16 protein-coding genes are annotated in these 16,066 nt (G+C 65.6%); 1 reads left to right on the plus strand and 15 read right to left on the minus strand.

The features are described 5' to 3' along the window. Positions 1-4: 4 nt before the first annotated feature. From ACZ1JY_RS13725 to ACZ1JY_RS13760, 8 genes are read right to left on the minus strand one after another with little or no spacing between them, the layout of a single operon-like run. Entirely contained in the window at positions 5-1,252 is a 1,248-nt protein-coding gene (locus ACZ1JY_RS13725) for a hypothetical protein (protein ID WP_465129658.1), read from the minus strand. Positions 1,253-1,285: 33 nt separating this feature from the next. Continuing rightward, positions 1,286-1,717, minus strand: a complete 432-nt coding sequence (locus tag ACZ1JY_RS13730) for a hypothetical protein (RefSeq protein ID WP_118072388.1) — start codon at positions 1,715-1,717, stop codon at positions 1,286-1,288. After that, entirely contained in the window at positions 1,714-3,045 is a 1,332-nt protein-coding gene (locus ACZ1JY_RS13735; RefSeq protein ID WP_465130923.1) for a FliI/YscN family ATPase, read from the minus strand. Before ACZ1JY_RS13735 ends, ACZ1JY_RS13730 begins: the two co-directional genes overlap by 4 nt. Next, on the minus strand, positions 3,045-3,659 hold the full coding sequence (locus tag ACZ1JY_RS13740) for a FliH/SctL family protein (protein WP_168902943.1): 615 nt from the start codon (positions 3,657-3,659) through the stop codon (positions 3,045-3,047). Before ACZ1JY_RS13740 ends, ACZ1JY_RS13735 begins: the two co-directional genes overlap by 1 nt. Beyond that, positions 3,652-4,671, minus strand: coding sequence for a flagellar motor switch protein FliG (fliG, locus tag ACZ1JY_RS13745; protein ID WP_465129659.1), 1,020 nt, complete (start codon positions 4,669-4,671; stop codon positions 3,652-3,654). Before fliG ends, ACZ1JY_RS13740 begins: the two co-directional genes overlap by 8 nt. Continuing rightward, positions 4,668-6,380 (minus strand): flagellar basal-body MS-ring/collar protein FliF, encoded by a 1,713-nt coding sequence (fliF, locus tag ACZ1JY_RS13750; RefSeq protein ID WP_465129660.1) that lies wholly within the window; start codon positions 6,378-6,380, stop codon positions 4,668-4,670. Before fliF ends, fliG begins: the two co-directional genes overlap by 4 nt. A 4-nt stretch (positions 6,381-6,384) precedes the next feature. Continuing rightward, positions 6,385-6,759: a flagellar hook-basal body complex protein FliE gene (gene fliE, locus ACZ1JY_RS13755; protein ID WP_465129661.1), complete on the minus strand. Its 375-nt coding sequence runs from the start codon at positions 6,757-6,759 to the stop codon at positions 6,385-6,387. After that, the gene (locus ACZ1JY_RS13760) at positions 6,756-8,039 is read right to left on the minus strand and encodes a sigma-54 interaction domain-containing protein (protein WP_465129662.1); all 1,284 of its coding nucleotides are present in this window, start codon (positions 8,037-8,039) and stop codon (positions 6,756-6,758) included. The genes fliE and ACZ1JY_RS13760 overlap by 4 nt, the downstream gene beginning before the upstream one ends. Before the next feature lie 238 nt (positions 8,040-8,277). On the opposite strand from ACZ1JY_RS13760, the gene ACZ1JY_RS13765 reads away from it, so the two are divergent. Continuing rightward, the gene (locus ACZ1JY_RS13765) at positions 8,278-9,105 is read left to right on the plus strand and encodes a flagellin N-terminal helical domain-containing protein (RefSeq protein WP_427467587.1); all 828 of its coding nucleotides are present in this window, start codon (positions 8,278-8,280) and stop codon (positions 9,103-9,105) included. A 146-nt stretch (positions 9,106-9,251) separates the two neighbouring features. Here the strand turns inward: ACZ1JY_RS13765 and ACZ1JY_RS13770 are convergent, their stop codons facing one another. From ACZ1JY_RS13770 to ACZ1JY_RS13800, 7 genes are all read right to left on the minus strand, one after another. Beyond that, positions 9,252-10,478 carry a S8 family serine peptidase gene (locus tag ACZ1JY_RS13770; RefSeq protein ID WP_465129663.1) on the minus strand — a complete coding sequence of 409 codons (1,227 nt, stop codon included), beginning with the start codon at positions 10,476-10,478 and terminating at the stop codon, positions 9,252-9,254. Between the two features lie 163 nt (positions 10,479-10,641). Next, on the minus strand, positions 10,642-11,481 hold the full coding sequence (locus tag ACZ1JY_RS13775; RefSeq protein WP_168902938.1) for a flagellar motor protein MotB: 840 nt from the start codon (positions 11,479-11,481) through the stop codon (positions 10,642-10,644). Positions 11,482-11,484: 3 nt separating this feature from the next. Beyond that, the gene (motA, locus tag ACZ1JY_RS13780; protein WP_118072381.1) at positions 11,485-12,348 is read right to left on the minus strand and encodes a flagellar motor stator protein MotA; all 864 of its coding nucleotides are present in this window, start codon (positions 12,346-12,348) and stop codon (positions 11,485-11,487) included. Between the two features lie 28 nt (positions 12,349-12,376). After that, positions 12,377-13,297 carry a flagellin N-terminal helical domain-containing protein gene (locus ACZ1JY_RS13785; RefSeq protein WP_118072380.1) on the minus strand — a complete coding sequence of 307 codons (921 nt, stop codon included), beginning with the start codon at positions 13,295-13,297 and terminating at the stop codon, positions 12,377-12,379. Positions 13,298-13,303: 6 nt separating this feature from the next. After that, positions 13,304-14,647: a flagellar hook-associated protein FlgK gene (flgK, locus tag ACZ1JY_RS13790; protein WP_465129664.1), complete on the minus strand. Its 1,344-nt coding sequence runs from the start codon at positions 14,645-14,647 to the stop codon at positions 13,304-13,306. Between the two features lie 3 nt (positions 14,648-14,650). After that, positions 14,651-14,962, minus strand: coding sequence for a flagellar biosynthesis protein FlgJ (locus ACZ1JY_RS13795; RefSeq protein ID WP_118072378.1), 312 nt, complete (start codon positions 14,960-14,962; stop codon positions 14,651-14,653). Then, entirely contained in the window at positions 14,959-16,059 is a 1,101-nt protein-coding gene (locus ACZ1JY_RS13800; protein WP_168902934.1) for a flagellar basal body P-ring protein FlgI, read from the minus strand. The genes ACZ1JY_RS13795 and ACZ1JY_RS13800 overlap by 4 nt, the downstream gene beginning before the upstream one ends. Between the last annotated feature and the right edge of the window lie 7 nt (positions 16,060-16,066).

The raw sequence follows: 16,066 nt of genomic DNA on the forward strand, positions 1-16,066 counted from the left end.
AGGATCAGGCGTAGATGCCGCGATCGTCGCTGCGGTGGCGGGGCGCTTCTTCCTCGCGGGACGAAGTGCGGTTGCCGGAGAATGGGCGGGCGGGAGCCTGCTCGGCTTGGCGCGGCTGCTGGCGCTGGCTTTCGCCTTGTCCGCTCTGCGCGCGCGGATCGGCTTGCGGCTGCGGATTCTGGCCGGCGCTTTCGGCGGGGGTGCGCGCAGCTTCGGCAGTGGCGCTGACCGCCCGGGCAAAGCCGGGATCGACGCTGCTCATCGCCACCGACATGCCGCGATCCTCGCTCTGGTCGAAGCGCAGGGTGACGCGGCCGAACTCGGCGTGGTTGATCGAGGCGGTAACGGCACGCGGCGAAGCTTCCTCGCGGGCGCGTGCGAGACTGTCGACCAGGGTGGCGAAATCGACGCGATCGGTGCGGGCTTCGTGGCGCACGGGCGAAGGGGCGGCATTGTCCGGCGCCGAGAGCGAACGGTCTGCCAGCAGGCTAGTGGTGCTGGTCGCCTCGATGCGGGGGGCTTCTGCGCGCTCGCTGTCGGTCAGCGGCTTGGCACGGGAGACCGGTGAAGGCGCTGCTGAAACCTCGGCTGCCTCACCATCGGCGCTCGCTGCCTTGCTCTGGCGAGCCATGCGAGCGGCCATGATCTGCGCAGTCGGCGCGCCGGCAATCGTTTCCGGCTGGCCGGGCGACGGTGCTGTCTCAGGTGCGGAGGTCAGTTCAATCTGCACCGTGCGGACCAGCGCGATTGCTGTCGAAGCGAGAGATGACGGTGCATTTAACCCTGGTCCAGCCGAGGCAATGGCTGCCGTGGGGCGTGCGGATGCACTGCTGGCGTCGCCACCGTCGGAAGCCACCAGACTATCCGGTGCGGCGAACAGTGCTGCGAGAAGACCAGCGTCGGGCAGGGCGGCGTCTGGCAGTTCCTGCGCATCGCTGAAGTCGTCGTCGGCGTGCTCGGCTTCGGCCTGCGGCTTTGCCGGCTGAGGCTTCGCCTGCACCTCGGCGGTGCGCACTTGCGGCAAGGCGGCAAGCACCTTTGCCGCATCCGGCAAGATCTTGCCGCTTTCCTGCAAAGGTGCGTCTGCCGGTTCTGCCGGCGTGACCTGCAGGGCGAGGAGGGCTTCGAAGGCAAGGCCGGGGGCAGTGGCGGCTCCATCCGTCGATTCCGCTGGATTTCCGCCATTCTGCAGCGGCGCAGCCTGCAGGGCAGGGGCGGCAGTCGGCTGGGAAAGGGCGGCAAGATCGAACATCGGCAAAGCTCCGTGGCGGTGCGTTAACCGTGATTATTCAAGACCCGTGCCAGATTGCCTTTTGCCGGTAGTAGGTGTTGTTGCGGATGCCACCTTGCGCGCGATCAGACGCTCCTGCGCCTCGGCGCGCTCTTCCACGGCGGCGCGGCGACGTTCGGCAGCGGCGGCTTCCTGCGCCTTGGCATCGGCGATCTTGCGCGCAGCATCGGCATCGGCGCGCGTGCCGGTGGTAATCCGGTCAAGCCCGGCGACGAAATGCCGCAACTGTTGCAATGAATGGGCATCACGCGCATCGGTGCGGGCGGAGTAGTCGGCGGAAAGCCGGGACGTCCGCTCCACGAGCCCCTGCAACTGCGCCAGCGTGCCCTCGGCCTTGCCGGCTTCGGCGAGCGCAGTCTGGCGGGCGATGTCACGGATACGCTCCAGCCGCTTCAGGCGCGCCAGGCGCTCGCGCTCTGCCTTCATGCGCCGATCAGCTGGGTGAGCGCGGCGACGCTTGCCGTCATCGGCACCACTTCACGCTGCGGCTGGCTGATGAACCCGGTCAGCGCCTCGTGCATGGCAATGGCGCGATCAAGCTGGGGATCGGCCCCGCTGCGATAGGCGCCCATCAGCACGAGGTCGCGGTTGGCCTCGTAACTTGCCACGAGTGCACGGAAAGTGCGGGCGGCGCGCTGGTGTTCGGGGGCGGTGATATCGTTCATCACGCGGCTCAACGAGGCGGCGATGTCGATGGCAGGGTATTGCCCGCGCTGGGCAAGATCGCGTGACAGCACGATGTGCCCGTCGAGAATTGAACGCGCCGTGTCGACCACCGGATCGTCCTGGTTGTCGCCATCGGCAAGGACCGTGTAGAGTCCGGTCACCGACCCGCCGCTTTCCGCCGAATTGCCGGCGCGTTCGACGAGCTTGGTAATCGTGGCGAGGGCCGAGGGCGGATAGCCGCGCGCCGCGCCCGGTTCCCCGAGCAGCAGGGCAATCTCGCGTCCGGCGTGAGCCACGCGCGTCAGGCTGTCCATGATCAGCAGCACGCGCTTGCCTTGCGCGCGGAAGTATTCGGCCAGCGCCGTCGCCATCATTGCGCCGCGTATGCGCAAGTTGGGCGCGTGGTCGGCAGGGACCGCAACGACGACCGAACGTTCGCGCTTGGAGCCTTGCATGTGCCGTTCGACAAAGTCCGATACTTCGCGCGCGCGCTCGCCAATCAGGCCGACGATGACGATCTCGGCCTCGGCACCATGCGCAATCATGTCGAGCAGCACCGATTTGCCGACGCCCGAGCCTGCCATGATGCCGATACGCTGGCCGATGCCGAACGTGGTCAGCGCGTTGAGCGCTCGAACACCGGTATCGAAGCTTTCGCGCACCGGCGAACGATCGAGCGCGGCAGCGCGGACGCCGCCTGCAGGCCATTCGCGGCGGTTGTGGATCGGCCCCATGCCGTCGATCGGCTTGCCCTCGCCATCGATCGCGCGGCCGAGGAAGGCCTCACCCACCGGGACCATGCCTGGGCGACCTTCGGGGCGGACCTTGGCACCGGGGCGCAGCAACACTGGATCGCCGAGCAGCATCATCAAGGTGCGGCCGTTGCGAAAGCCGATGGTCTCCGCCGTCAGCGATCCCGCCCCGTGAGCGATGCGGCATTGCGTGCCGATGGGCACCGAAAGCCCCGATACTTCAAGCATTCCGCCATCGCAGGCGGCCAGCAGGCCATAGCGCGCAGGCGTGAAATCGGGTTCGCACAGCGCCAGGGAATCGAGCGCCCGGTCGAGCACGGAGAAGGTTGGCCCCATCAGCATTGGCGCAGCGCCTCGTGGATGGCAGCGCGCCATTGCTCAGGTCCATCCTCGACCCCGCCGGTCGCACCTTCGACGCGCAGTGCGCCGCGTTCGAGCGAAGCGTCGGGTTCGAAGTGCCAGTCTTCGGGCAGGCGCGCGGCGATGAGGGCAAGGTCCTCGGGATGAAGCCGGATGACGCGCTGGTCCTCGGCGCGGGCGAGCATGGCGGCGGCAGCCTCGACCCGGCGGGTCAGCGCATCGGGATCAAGGGCTGCGGGCGCAATCGCTGCCTCGCACAGGGCAATCACCGTCTCACGCAAACGGTCCTGCAGTTCGGTCTGCATCGCGACATCGAGCTTGCCGAGCGCGAACTCGATCTTCTGACGCGCTGCTTCCTGTTCGGCAATGAGCTGGGCTGCGGCCTCCTGCGCTTCGCCCAGACCCTTGGCATAGCCATCGGCCCACGCTTCGGCGATCGGATCGTGCGGTTCTGGTTCGTCCTCCACCGGCACGATGATCGGTTCCGGTTCGGGCGCTGCAAATTCGCGGAAGAAGCGGCGATCACGCGCGAAGCCTGTGGGCACCTGGCCAAGGTCAGCCAGCGAGATCGCCCGCAAGCTGTCAGACATAGTCGTCGTCGCCCGCGCCAAACACGATCACGCCTTCGGCCGAGAGGCGGCGGGCCGCCGTGACCATGGCCTTCTGCGCCTCGATCACTTCGGCCATCTTCATGCGGCCACGTGCGGCAATCTCGTCGCGCACGCCGTCCGCGGCGCGGCTGGACATGGCGCGGAAGAAGCATTCGCGCTGCTCTTCGGGAATGCCCTTCAGCGAGGCAATCAGTGCATCGCTGTCGACCTCGCGCAGCAGTGCACCCATCGACTTGTCGTCGAGCGAGAAGAGGTGCTCGAACTTGAACATCTCGTTCTCGATGGCCTTGGCGAGCTGGCGATCCTGCTTGGCGATTTCCGGCATGACCCGCTTTTCGACCGCTCGGACCGAGGCGTTGATGATGTCTGCCGCCTCGCGCGGTCCGCCCATGGCAAAGGCGCCCTGGCCGTGCCGTTCGCCGATGCGCTGGTGCAGCATTTCCTCGAGCATGGCGATGGCTTCGGGCGCGACTGGCCCGAGCGAGGCGATGCGGTGAACGACCAGCGGCTGCACCTCGTCGGGCAGGCCATGCAGGACCGCGGCGGCCACTTCGGGATCAAGCTGGACCAGCAGCACGGCAATCGCCTGCGGATGCTCATCGCGGATCAGGGGCACGATCACCTGCGGCGTCAGCCATCTGGCAAGTTCGATGCTGGGCGTGCGCGAGGGATCGTCGGGCAGGATGCGTTGCATCAGGCTGTCTGCCTTTATCTCGCCCACGGCGCGCGTCATCAGCGAGCGTACCTGCCCGACGCGATCGTGCGCGATCAGGCCGAGCCGCTCGGTCTTCTCGACGAACCCGGCAATCGCCTGTGCGATCGCCACCGGGCCGATTTCACCCAGCGCGCACATCTTCTCGCCCAGCAGGCGAAGTTCTGCGGGCTCGAGTTGTGCGAGGATCTGCGCGGCCTGATCGTCCTCCAGCAGCATGACCATCACTGCCGCACGTTCGGGATCGGAAATGGCGGGGGCGTCCATCAGGTCGCTCATGCGCTGGCTCCTTCCTCTTCAGGCTCTTTCAGCATCTGCTTGAGGGCAACCAGCGCGCTGTCGGGCTTTTCGACGACAAGCCGCTGGGCAAGGCTGACCTGCCGGGCCAGTGCCTCGGCATCGACGACACCCGTTTCGGGGTTTTGCGCGGGCTGGATTGCCTGGGCAACTTCCTCGGCCGTGACGGTTTCGATGGGTTCAGCCGATTCTTCGGCTTCCTTCTCCTCCTCCTCGTCGTCCGCCGCTTCCCCTTTCTTGCGCTTCTTTGCCGCCTTCTCTTCGGCGGGTGCAGGTTCCTTTTTCAGCGCCTTGATCAAGGGGCGCACGCCGAGCAACAGAACCAGCAGGACCGCGATCAACGCCACGGCATTGCGCAGGATCGTGGCGAACCACGGCGTCTCCCAGAACGGCGCGGGGGCAACCTCTGCGGGCTTGAAGGCGCGAACGGCCACGGCAACCTGATCGCCGCGCGCCGGGTCGGCGCCAACCGCGGCGCTGACCAGCTGCTTGATCTGCTCGATGTCCTGTGGCTTGGCCTTGGCCATGATCTCGGCGCTCAGCGCAACGGCGACGGACAGGCGCTTGATCTTGCCAGGCGTCTGGTTCGAAACCGCCACTTCGCGGCCCAGTTCATAAGTGCGGGAAGAGCTGGATTCGCCGTTGGCGCCGGGCGTTGCCGCAGCCGCCGGCGTGCCTTGCGGGGCACCGGGCTGGGCGGTCGTCGCTGGCGGCGGCGTATTGGCGGTGACGCCGGGCACGCCCTGCGCCGTTGCTGCGCCGGCCTGTTGCGAGGCGCTTTGCGTTTCCTGCCGGACCACGCCCTGCTTGTCATAGCTTTCACGGGCCGAGGTCACCTGATCCATGTCGAGATCGAGCTGGATCTCGGAGGAGAAATTTCCTTCTCCCAGCATCGGGGTCAGCAGTTGCGCCACCTGCTGGCGCAGCTTCTCTTCCATGCGCTGCTGCAGTTCGAGTCGGTCGCCATCAGGGCCGGACGGGTCGGACAGCAGTGCGCCGTGCTGGTCCACCACCCGCACCGCGTCTATCGAGAGCCCGGGCACGGAACCCGCCACCAGGTTCACGATCGCGCGCACCTGGCTTTCGGAAAGCTGCCTTCCGCGCTTCAATTTGACCATGACCGAGGCCGAAGGCGGCACGTTCTCGCGCACGAAGACTGATTTTTCCGGCTCGGCGAGATGGACCCGGACAGCTTCGACGCCGTCGATCTCCATCACCGTCAATTCCAGCTCGCGCTCGCGCGCGGCCTGCAGACGCTGGCCCTCAAGCCCGCGGCTGGCGCCCATCGGCAGCTTGTCGAGCATCTGTGTGCCGGTTTCGGGCGTGGCGATGGCGCCATCCGATGCCGCAGCCATGCGCGCCTTGTAGAGATCGTCCTCGCCCACAGTGATTGCACCGGTGGCGTTGTCGATCTGGTAGGCGATGTTGGCCTTTTCGAGGCTGGCGGTGACTTCTGACCGTTCGCTGTCGGAAAGCTGGCTATAGAGCATGCGCTGCGGTGCGGGCGCCATGGTCAACCACAGCACGCCGGTCAGACCGGCCGCAGAAACGCCGGCGAACCACGGGAGAGTGCGCCGCACCGGCGGTTGCGCCAGAAACGCCTTGGCCCGCGTGCCGAAGCTTCCGGCTGCGGGATCGGTCAGGACGCCGAAGGTCGATGGTGCTGGCGTGGCAGGGACAAGGTCAGCCATTCAATCACACTCCCATCCGCATGATGTCCTGGTAGGCGTTCAGCAGCTTGTTGCGGACCTGCAGCGTGGCCTCGAAGGCAACGCCTGCTTCCTGACGCGCCAGCATGACCTTGGCGACGTCGACCACTTCGCCCTTTTCGTAGGCTTCGCTGATCGCACTGGCCTTCTGCTGGCTGGCGTTCACGTTATCGAGCGCGCCCTTGAGGCTCTCCGTAAAGCTCCCCGCCGGGCCACTGCCGGCTTGTGGTCCTTGCGCCCCCTGCGTTGCCTCGGGCGCCTTGACTTGCTGGAGCAGCTGCGAGCGCTCCATGATCTGCTGTCGCAGGGCCATGATGTCCTGGATGCCGGAAGCCCGGCCCCCGATGCCGGAGACGCTCATCGCCTGCCACCGACGGCCCTACCGTCCGCTGACCGGCCGTTCACTTCGATCCCGGCCTCACGGAAGCTGGCGAGGCGATAGCGCAGGGTGCGTTCGGAAATGCCGAGCTGGCGCGCAGCGGCAACGCGGCTGCCGTTGCAGGCCTCGAGAGTCGAGAGGATCGCCCGGGCTTCGGACATCTGCACGATGTTGGAAAGCTTGGCATCGCCCGCGGCAGGAACCGCAACCGGTTCGTTGATCAGGCGCGCGGGGCGATCGAAGATGATATGGGCCGGCTCGATCACGGGCGCGTTCCCGGCCAGGACCAGAGCGCGCCGCATCACGTTCTCGAGCTCGCGCACGTTGCCCGGCCAGCTATGTGCTGCCAGCATGGCCAGGGCCTCGTCAGAGATCCACGGTGCAACCTGCGCATGGCGCATCGCCATCGCGAAGGCGAGCGGCGCGATATCGTCGGGGCGTTCGCACAGGGCGCGCAGGGCCAGCGGGAAGACATTGAGGCGGTAATAGAGATCGGCGCGGAAGCGGCCTTCCTCGACTTCCAGCGGCAGATCGCGGTTGGCACAGGCGATTACCCGCACGTCCACCTTCACCGGCTGCGTTGCCCCCAGCGGTACCACTTCGCCTTCCTGTAGCGCGCGCAGCAGCTTGGCCTGCAGCGTCAGCGGCATCTCGGCGATCTCGTCGAGCAGCAGCGTGCCCCCGTCAGCCGCGCGGAAGAAGCCTTCGCTCGCGGCATTGGCGCCGGTAAACGCGCCCTTCTGGTGGCCGAACAGCAGCGCTTCGAGCATGGCTTCGGGCATGGCGGCGCAGTTGATGGCGATGAACGGCTTGTCGGCGCGGGCCGAATGGTCGTGGATGAAGCGGCTGAGCACTTCCTTGCCGGTGCCGGTGGGGCCGTTGATCAGGACAGGGATGTCGGTGGCGGCGATGCGTTCGGCCAGGGCGAGGACAGACAGGCTTTCCGGATCTGCGGCAATTGGCGCGCCCGGCTTTGCGGCACAGGCCAGTACCGCAGCCAGCGCAGCTTCGCCGGCACCATCGGTGTAGCGCAAGGTCGCCGTCCGGCTGCCCGGCTGCCGTTCGATGGCAGGCGTTGCCGATCGCTCAAGCAGCACGACCTGCTTGCGCGGGGGCAGCTTCGCGTTCTCGAAGGCATCGGCGAGCATCGACTGCCCATCCGCACCGTAGCTGGAAAGCACCGAAGCCGCGCGCTGGACCAGCGCTGGATGGGCTTTCGCCGCCGCTTCCGTGAACTGCAGTGCCCCGCAATCGCGAATCATTTCAAGACCCCTGTTAACCATCCTGTCTGTTCCCTTCTTTCGCGCGGGACCGACAAACAGGTTGAAACTTTAAGGGGGCGGGTAACCCTAAGGGCCAGTACTTAGGTCCGGCATTCTTTTGCCGGGCGGCAACTTAAATCCGGCTGCCATTTGCCGGTCTTAGTCCCGACAGCCGTGTCGATCCTCTGACCCGGCGGTCCTTTCGGGAACGACACACCACCCTACCGGAGAATGGAAAATGGCGGTTATCAATACAAACATCAGTGCCCTGAAGGCGACGAACTCGTCGAACATGGCCAACAAGATGCTCGGCACGGCGATGGAGCGCCTGTCGACCGGCAAGCGCATCAACGGTGCCAAGGACGACGCGGCCGGTCTGGCAATTGCCACCAGCATGACGGCTCAGATCAAGGGCATGAACCAGGGCGTTCGCAACTCGAATGACGGCATTTCGCTCGCCCAGACGGCGGAAGGCGCGCTGAACGAAGTTTCGAACATGCTTCAGCGCGTTCGCGAACTGGCTGTCCAGTCGGCTTCGGGCACCTATCAGGACGCCACCGACCGTGCCTACATGCAGACGGAAGTTGACGAACTGACCGCGCAGATCGGCCAGATCATCGACAACACCAAGTTCAATGGCACCCAGCTGTTCGACGGCTCGCAAGCGACCGTGACCGTTCAGACCGGTGCGAACGGTTCTGACACCGTCGACCTGACCATGGCAGACCTCACCACCCTTTCGGCGAACGGCGGTGCTGCAGGGTCGTACGACGTGTCCAGCGCAACGGCGGCGAACACGCTCCTCGGCACGCTTGACACCGAGCTGGACTCGATTTCGAGCGCCCGTGCAACGCTCGGTGCTGGCATGAACCGCCTGGAATCGGTGGTGAACAACCTCAACGACAACATCACCAACCTGTCGGACGCCCGTTCGCGCATTCAGGACACCGACTACTCGACCGAAACCACGCAGATGGCCAAGGCCCAGATCCTCTCGCAGGCCTCGACCGCGATGATCGCACAGGCCAACCAGAGCCAGCAGAACGTGCTGTCGCTGCTGCGTTAAGCGATGACCTCCGCCTGCCTCCACCAGGCGTGATCACAAGCCCGGCGGCCCATTCCAGGCCGCCGGGCCTTCGTGCGTTCTCCGGTGAATGAAGAAGGGCGGCTCCTTGCGGGGCCGCCCTTCGATGTTTCAGAAAGGAGCCGTTTTTACTTCACACCGACCGGGAAGCGCACGCCATTGGGCGCGGCGCTGGACAGCCGGCCATCACTGCGAGGACCGCCGATCAGCACGAGCCCGGCAAGGTGCGGAGTGGCCATCGAGGTACCGGAGATCGTGTTGTAGCCGCCGTTCAGCCACGTCGAGAGGATCGACACGCCCGGTTCGGCGAAGTCCACGGGGTCGTTGACCAAAGAGTAGTTCGAGAAGCTGGCGAAGGTGTCCGAGCTGTTCACCGCTGCCACCGTGTAGATATACGGGCCGTCGGCGCGGGCGGGTGAGTGATTGTTGGCGTCGTCAGTCTCGTTCCCCGCGGCCAGCGCAAAGATGACCTTGCTGCTGTTGGACGCGTTGACCACTGCCGTGTCGAGCGCATCGGAAACTGGCCCGCCAAGGCTCATGTTGGCGACGTCTCCGGCCGAGCCGACCGAGGCTACGTAATCCACGCCGGCGATGACATCCGAATAGGCACCGCTGCCGCGACGATCGAGCACACGCACCGCAACGACCTTTGCCCCGGCTGCCACGCCGACGACGCCAGTGCCATTGAGCTTGGCGGCAATCGTGCCGGCCACATGCGTGCCATGGCCGTTCAGATCGTTCGGCGAAGTCTCGCGCGAGACGAAGTTGCGGCTGAGCGCGGTGTCGACGTTGAGGTCCGGATGCGTGAGGAAGATGCCGCTGTCGATCACGAATGCGCGCCCGATGCCGGTGTAATTGGCGCCGCCGCCCACGCGGGTGATGCCGGCAGGGGTGCTTTCGGTGGTCGAACCGCCTCCGCCGCCCGGCTTTGCCAGCGCATTGATCGGGTCGATCACAGTGGCGACCTGGTCGGCCTCGCAGTATTCGATGTTGGGGTTATGCGCGGCGACGGCTTTGGCACCTTGCGCCGGCAAGTTGATAGAGAAGCCCTGCAGCGCATGACGGTAGACGTGTCCGATCTTGCCACCAGCCTTGCCAGTGACCTTGTTGGCTTCGGCCTGTTCGGCGCCGGCCGCAACACTGCCCTTCTTGAAGACGCAGATCCAGCTGTCGGGGATGGCCGATCCGGCGACTGCGGCTGCGGTTGGCCGGGCTGAAACTGCAACGGCATGGCCCGACGAGGCGGGCAACAGCACCGCTCCCGAACCCGTGGACTTCCCGCCGCCCGCCGCGGCAAACACGATCCCGGCCAATGCCACCGCCGATACGGTGGCCAAAGCTGCAAACTTGCGCATCTGGATTCAGCTCCCTGTCCCTACGTGTTGCGGTTCGTGGCTTGAGCCCGACGCACCCCGCAATGATCGGAAGCTGCAGTGATCCGGTTACACATGCAACCGGAACTTTCACCATTATTTCAGGTGAATGTCATTTTATTGCTTAACGAAGCGCAAAGGATGTTCATCCAGTGATCAGGATCGACATGCGCCGATTGCGCGGGTCGGCCGGGTTGTTCTGCACCAGCGGCTCGCGGTCGGCCACGCCCTCGATCCGGCGAAAGCGCGGTTCGGCGATGCCTTGGCGCATCAGCGTCTGGCGCGTCGTCTCGGCGCGGCCGGCCGACAGTGACCAGTTGTTGGCGACACCGTTCTTCCACGGCAAGGAATCCGTGTGGCCGCGAATGGTCAGCTGGGTCGGGTCGGGCGCAATGGCCTGGCCGATCGCGCGGAGAAGTTCGGCAGCGTCAGGCGTCAGCACGGTGGTGCCCAGCAGGAACATCGAGAAGTCCGCATCGTCTACCAGATCCAGACGGACGCCTTCGGGCGTTTCGGTCATGCGGACCTGTCGGGCCAGCTTCTTGAGCTTTTCGGATTGCGCAAGCTTCTGGGCGATGCGTTCCTTCATCACCTGGCTGCGTTTGATCTTGCTGCCACCTTCCTTTGGGCCGCCGGAGGCATCGCGGGGAATGGAAAGCGTCTTGTTGCCGGTCTGCCCGGCGCGGTGCGGATAGTCGTCCACATCCGTCAGCGATGAACCTCCCAGCACGCCATAGCCGCCGGCGCTGCCCTGTCGCACCTTGACGAGTGTCGGCGTGAAGTAGTCGGCAATGCCCTTGCGCTGCTTCTCGGTCGTCGCGCCCAGCAGCCACATCAGCAGGAAGAACGCCATCATGGCGGTCACGAAGTCGGCATAGGCCACCTTCCAGGCGCCGCCGTGGTGCCCGCCGGCCACGATGGTGATCTTCTTGACGATGATCGGTTTGGGCGGCTCGTTCTTGCCCTTGGCCGGTGCCTTGGCCATGGCTTATCTGCCGCGCAGCGAGTCGAGCAGTTCCGATAGGCCGGGGCGGAAGGCATGGCCCAGCCCCGAGCGTGCGCTCTCGACCACCAAAGGCTGCGGCCAGCCATGAAGGCTTGCGATGATCACCTGCTTCACAGCCTGGAAGATCATCTCGTCCTGCTCGAGCACCTGCTTGAGCCGCCCTGCGATCGGGCCGACCATGCCATAGGCGAGCAGGATGCCGAGAAATGTGCCGACGAGTGCCGAACCGATCATCGCACCGAGGATCGATGGCGGCTTGTCGATCGACCCCATCGTCTTCACCACGCCAAGGACCGCCGCGACGATGCCGAGCGCCGGGAGCGCGTCTGCAAGGCCCTGGATGGCGTGCTGGGCTTCGTGCTCCTCGTGGAAATGGGTCTTCATCGCGTGATCCATCACCTCTTCCACGGCATGCACTTCCAGCGTGCCTGAAGAGACCACGATCAAGGTCAGTGTGTCGCAGATCAGGGAAGTGAGTGCACCGTTGGCCAGCAGGCGCGGATACTCGGCGAAGATCGGCGAGTTCTTTGGGTCGGTCACGTGGCTTTCGAGCGCAACCGGGCCATCGCTGCGCAGGATCTTCATCAGCTTGGTGCACAGCACGATCACGTCGATGTGATCCTGCTTGTTGTGCTTGGGCCCCTTGAAGCTCTTGGCGAACCCGCCGCCGATGCCTTTCAGCTCATGCATCGAGTTGCCAGTCACGATTGCGCCCACTGCCGCGCCGCCGATGATCAGCATTTCGTGGGGAAGCGCATGCAGGACCGGGCCAAGGTCACCGCCGGTGATGGCGAAGCCGCCGAAAACCATGGCGAGCAGGATAACGATGCCAACGATCACGAACATGAAACAGGTTCCCGGTGAGCTTGCGCGCTCAGTTCAGCACGCTGAACAGCGAAAGATTGGCGAGCCGCGAAAAGCTGGCCTGGCTGGCCTGCAGCACCAGCATGGTGTTCTGCAGGCGGGCGATGGATTCGGTGAGGTCTGCCCCGCCGACTTCGGTCTTCTCGGTGGTGCGCATCTCGGAAAGTGAGGCGCGACGGTCGGTGTTGAGGTCAATCCAGTTCAGGCGCGAACCGACCACAGTCTGCGCCGTCGTGATGGAGTTGAGGCCATCGCCCAGCGCGGCAAGCGCGGTTTGCGCCGGGGTTATGCCGCCGGTCCCGGATTTCAGGTCGTCTGCCAGGGTCTTGGTCAGCGCCAGCAGATCGACAGTGGCGCCGCCGGACTGGAATTGCAGGAAATCCGGGCCGATTACCCCGCGCTGAACCGACTGGCCTCCGCCCAGTGAAATCGTCCCGGGCGCGTTGGTGCCCGCGTAGGTCGCGTTGCCCGCTGCATCCAGCGTGTAGGCTTCGGCGGCACTCTCACCGCCGAACAGGGCGTTGCCATTGGCATCGCGCGTGTTGGCAAGGGCCACGAGATTGCCGTGGATCTGCGCCACTTCCTCGCCGATCCCGGCGCGCTGGCTGGCGTTGACGGTGGTCGAACCCGCCTGCGTGGCCAGCTCCTGCAGCCGGATGACCAGATTGGCGAACTGCGAAAGCGCGCTGTCGGTGAGCGTGAGGTCACCGGTCGCGCGGTTGGTGGCGGCGGTGTCGATTTCGTCGAACACATCGGCCCGGGCCAACTGGCGCAGGCGCGAGGCGGCAACCGGATCGTCGGAGGACCGCTGCAGGCGCTCTCCCGTCGACATTTCGGCCTGCGTCTCCTCTGCCTGCTTGCGCAGGGCGGTGAGGTCCATGACAGATCGTTCGAAGAACGCGCTGGTCGATGTGCCGAAGATCGTGCTCATTGGCGCTTACCCGATTTGCAGGAGTGCGTTGAAGATGTCGGATGATACCTGCATGACCTTGCCGGACGCCTGAAAGGCCTGCTGGAATCTTACTAGGTTGACCGCTTCCTGATCGAGATCGACGCCCGATTGCGCGGAAAGGGCAACCTTTGCGGTGTCGGCAATCGTCTGAAGCGCTCCCAACGTGACATTGCGTCCCGCCAGCGTGCCTGAAACGTCGAATAGGATCGCATCCATCGTGCCCGACGGGTTCACGCCCGCCAGTGCCGTGCGGATCGCGGCAAGGTTCGTCGCATCGCGGCTGCCGGGCGTCGTCACACTTGCAGGAGCGGTGGCAATCTTGCGGCCGTCCTCGACGGCGAGTGCCATCGTTGCCGCGCTCGTCCCCGAAAAGATCGCGGCGCCCAATGCGCCGTCGAGATCGCGGCCCCCGGTCTGGGCGGTGTTGAAGGCATTGACGATGTCACCGGCAAGCGTGTCGATATCGGTCTTGAGCTGTGCGCCCTTGGCCAGCGCGAGTTGCTGTCCTGCCAGCGATCCGCCAGCGAGAGTCAGCGGCGTGCTGCCGACAGTAAAGCTGATGGTGCCGTCAGTTGGAGATGTGGTCATGCCCAGGGTAGCGGCGGTGTTGCCGGTCACCAGATCGGTGCCGGCGCTGCCGCCGATCTTGATCGCAACCTGCCCGTCGGCTGAAAAATCGGTCGAGATGTTGGCATAGCCGCTCAGTTCCTCGAGCAGCTTGTCGCGCTGGTCGAGCAGCGCGGTCTTGTCGCTGCTGGCGTCGGAGGCGCGGGCGAGGCGGGTGTTGGTCCGCGCCAGTTCCTGCGCAATGCGGTTCACTTGCGTCACGCCGTCGGTGGCAAGGAACCGCAGGCCGTCGGCAGCGGCGTCCATCTCCTGCGCGGCGATCTGGAACGTCCCGGCCATGGTCCGCGCCTTCTCGATCACCGAGGCGCGCAGCGAAGTGTCAGTCGGGTTCTGGGCCAGCTGCTGGAGCGAGGATTCGAAGCCGACGATGGCATCGAACACGCCAGATTGCTCGATTGCGGCTTCGATGTTCTGAAGGCCCGAAGCTTCCGCACTGGCCCGCGCCACGTCAGAGCCGGTGCGGCGCACTTCGGCCTGGCGGAAGGCATCGGCGTTGCGGACAATGCCGTCGAGCCGCACGCCCGAAAGGGAAAGGTCGCCAATTCGATAGGCCCCGCCGGTCGAAGCCACTTCGCTGAACGCGGCCGAGCGCCGGACATAGCCGCTGGACGATGCGTTGGCGATGTTCTGTGCGGTAATGTCGAGGCCGATGCGGGCGGCCTGGACGCCGCTGCGGGCGATCGAGAGAAGATCGGATGCCATGGCTTATGCGCCTCCCTCCGGCGTCGTATCCTTGGGCAGGAGCGCGGCAAGGTGGTTCTCGATCTGCCTGGCAAAGCCCAATGCGCCGGTCTGCGAGGCGATTTCGGCAAAGCGGTCGTCGCGCATCTGCACGAAAGTCTGGTCCATCTTCCCGAAAACGTCGTCGTCCCCGAAGTTGCTGGCGCGCGCGGCGGACAGCATCTGGCGGACGAAGATGGCTTCGAACTGCCTGGCCGCGCCCGAGAGCTTCTCGCGCTCGGTCTGTACCTTGGGCGTGAGCGACAGGTTGGCGGCAGATGCGGAAATCCCGGTCATATCACCACCATCTCCGCCTTGAGCGCGCCCGCTTGCTTGAGCGCTTCGAGGATTGCGACGAGGTCCGAAGGGCTGGTGCCGAGCTTGTTGAGCGCATCGACCAGCGAGGAAAGCGATGCGCCCGGCTTGAACAGGGCGACCTTGGCTTCCTTCTCGACCGCGTCGATCTGGCTGTTGGGGACCACGGCCGTCTGGCCGCGGCTGAACGGAGCGGGCTGGGAAACCTGCGGCTTTTCGTCGATCTTCACCACCAGCTTGCCGTGGCTGATCGCGGCGGGCGAAAGGCGCACGGCACTGTTGATGACCACGGTGCCGGTGCGGCTGTTGACGATGACCTTGGCCGCCGTTTCGGCAGGCGTCACGTCGAGCATCTCGATCGCCGCCATCGTTGTTGCGCGGCTGTCGGCTCCGGCGGGCAGGCGCAGTGCAAGCGTCACGCCATCCTCGATCGTTGCGGACTGCGGAAATCGGGCATTGATCGCATCGCGAACGCGCTGGGCGGTCATGAAATCGGCGTCGAAGAGGTTCCAGCGCAGCACTTCGCCGCTGTCGAACCCGGTGGCGACAGCGCGTTCGACGCTGGCCCCTTCGGCAATGCGGCCCACGGTCGGCACGTTCACGGTCAACTGCGAACCATCGCGCGCGGCAATGCCGAGGCCGCCGACGGCAAGATTGCCTTGCGCCATCGCGTAGATCTGGCCGTCGGCACCATAGAGCGGCGCAAGGATCAGCGCCCCGCCGCGCAAGGACTTCGCCTTGCCAATGGTCGAGACGGTCACGTCGATGCGCTGGCCCGGCTTGGCGAAGGCGGGCAGTTCGGCAGTGACCAGCACGGCGGCAGCGTTCTTGAGCCCGGGCGAGATACCGGGCGGCAGCTGCACGCCAAGACGGCCTGCGGTGCCTTTCATCGCCTGCGTAAGGTATTCGAGATTGTCATCGCCCGTCCCGGCAAGGCCAACGACCACGCCATAGCCAGTAAGCTGGTTGGCGCGGACGCCCTGGAACTCGCCAAGGTCGCGCACGCGCTCGGCCATGGCGGGCACGGGCAGGGCCGCCGCGAAGGCTGCAAGAACAGGAAGGATGAACCGGACCAGCATTGCATCA

The sequence above is a fragment of the Novosphingobium sp. BL-A-41-Hi4B-X5A genome, assembly GCF_055521705.1.

Bases quoted from the DNA above. Each gene is read 5' to 3' on its own strand.
- ACZ1JY_RS13725 (WP_465129658.1), bottom strand. From the start codon at position 1,252: ATGTTCGATCTTGCCGCCCTTTCCCAGCCGACTGCCGCCCCTGCCCTG.
- ACZ1JY_RS13730 (WP_118072388.1), bottom strand. From the start codon at position 1,717: ATGAAGGCAGAGCGCGAGCGCCTGGCGCGCCTGAAGCGGCTGGAGCGT.
- ACZ1JY_RS13735 (WP_465130923.1), bottom strand. From the start codon at position 3,045: ATGGGGCCAACCTTCTCCGTGCTCGACCGGGCGCTCGATTCCCTGGCG.
- ACZ1JY_RS13740 (WP_168902943.1), bottom strand. From the start codon at position 3,659: ATGTCTGACAGCTTGCGGGCGATCTCGCTGGCTGACCTTGGCCAGGTG.
- fliG (WP_465129659.1), bottom strand. From the start codon at position 4,671: ATGAGCGACCTGATGGACGCCCCCGCCATTTCCGATCCCGAACGTGCG.
- fliF (WP_465129660.1), bottom strand. From the start codon at position 6,380: ATGGCTGACCTTGTCCCTGCCACGCCAGCACCATCGACCTTCGGCGTC.
- fliE (WP_465129661.1), bottom strand. From the start codon at position 6,759: ATGAGCGTCTCCGGCATCGGGGGCCGGGCTTCCGGCATCCAGGACATC.
- ACZ1JY_RS13760 (WP_465129662.1), bottom strand. From the start codon at position 8,039: ATGATTCGCGATTGCGGGGCACTGCAGTTCACGGAAGCGGCGGCGAAA.
- ACZ1JY_RS13765 (WP_427467587.1), top strand. From the start codon at position 8,278: ATGGCGGTTATCAATACAAACATCAGTGCCCTGAAGGCGACGAACTCG.
- ACZ1JY_RS13770 (WP_465129663.1), bottom strand. From the start codon at position 10,478: ATGCGCAAGTTTGCAGCTTTGGCCACCGTATCGGCGGTGGCATTGGCC.
- ACZ1JY_RS13775 (WP_168902938.1), bottom strand. From the start codon at position 11,481: ATGGCCAAGGCACCGGCCAAGGGCAAGAACGAGCCGCCCAAACCGATC.
- motA (WP_118072381.1), bottom strand. From the start codon at position 12,348: ATGTTCGTGATCGTTGGCATCGTTATCCTGCTCGCCATGGTTTTCGGC.
- ACZ1JY_RS13785 (WP_118072380.1), bottom strand. From the start codon at position 13,297: ATGAGCACGATCTTCGGCACATCGACCAGCGCGTTCTTCGAACGATCT.
- flgK (WP_465129664.1), bottom strand. From the start codon at position 14,647: ATGGCATCCGATCTTCTCTCGATCGCCCGCAGCGGCGTCCAGGCCGCC.
- ACZ1JY_RS13795 (WP_118072378.1), bottom strand. From the start codon at position 14,962: ATGACCGGGATTTCCGCATCTGCCGCCAACCTGTCGCTCACGCCCAAG.
- ACZ1JY_RS13800 (WP_168902934.1), bottom strand. From the start codon at position 16,059: ATGCTGGTCCGGTTCATCCTTCCTGTTCTTGCAGCCTTCGCGGCGGCC.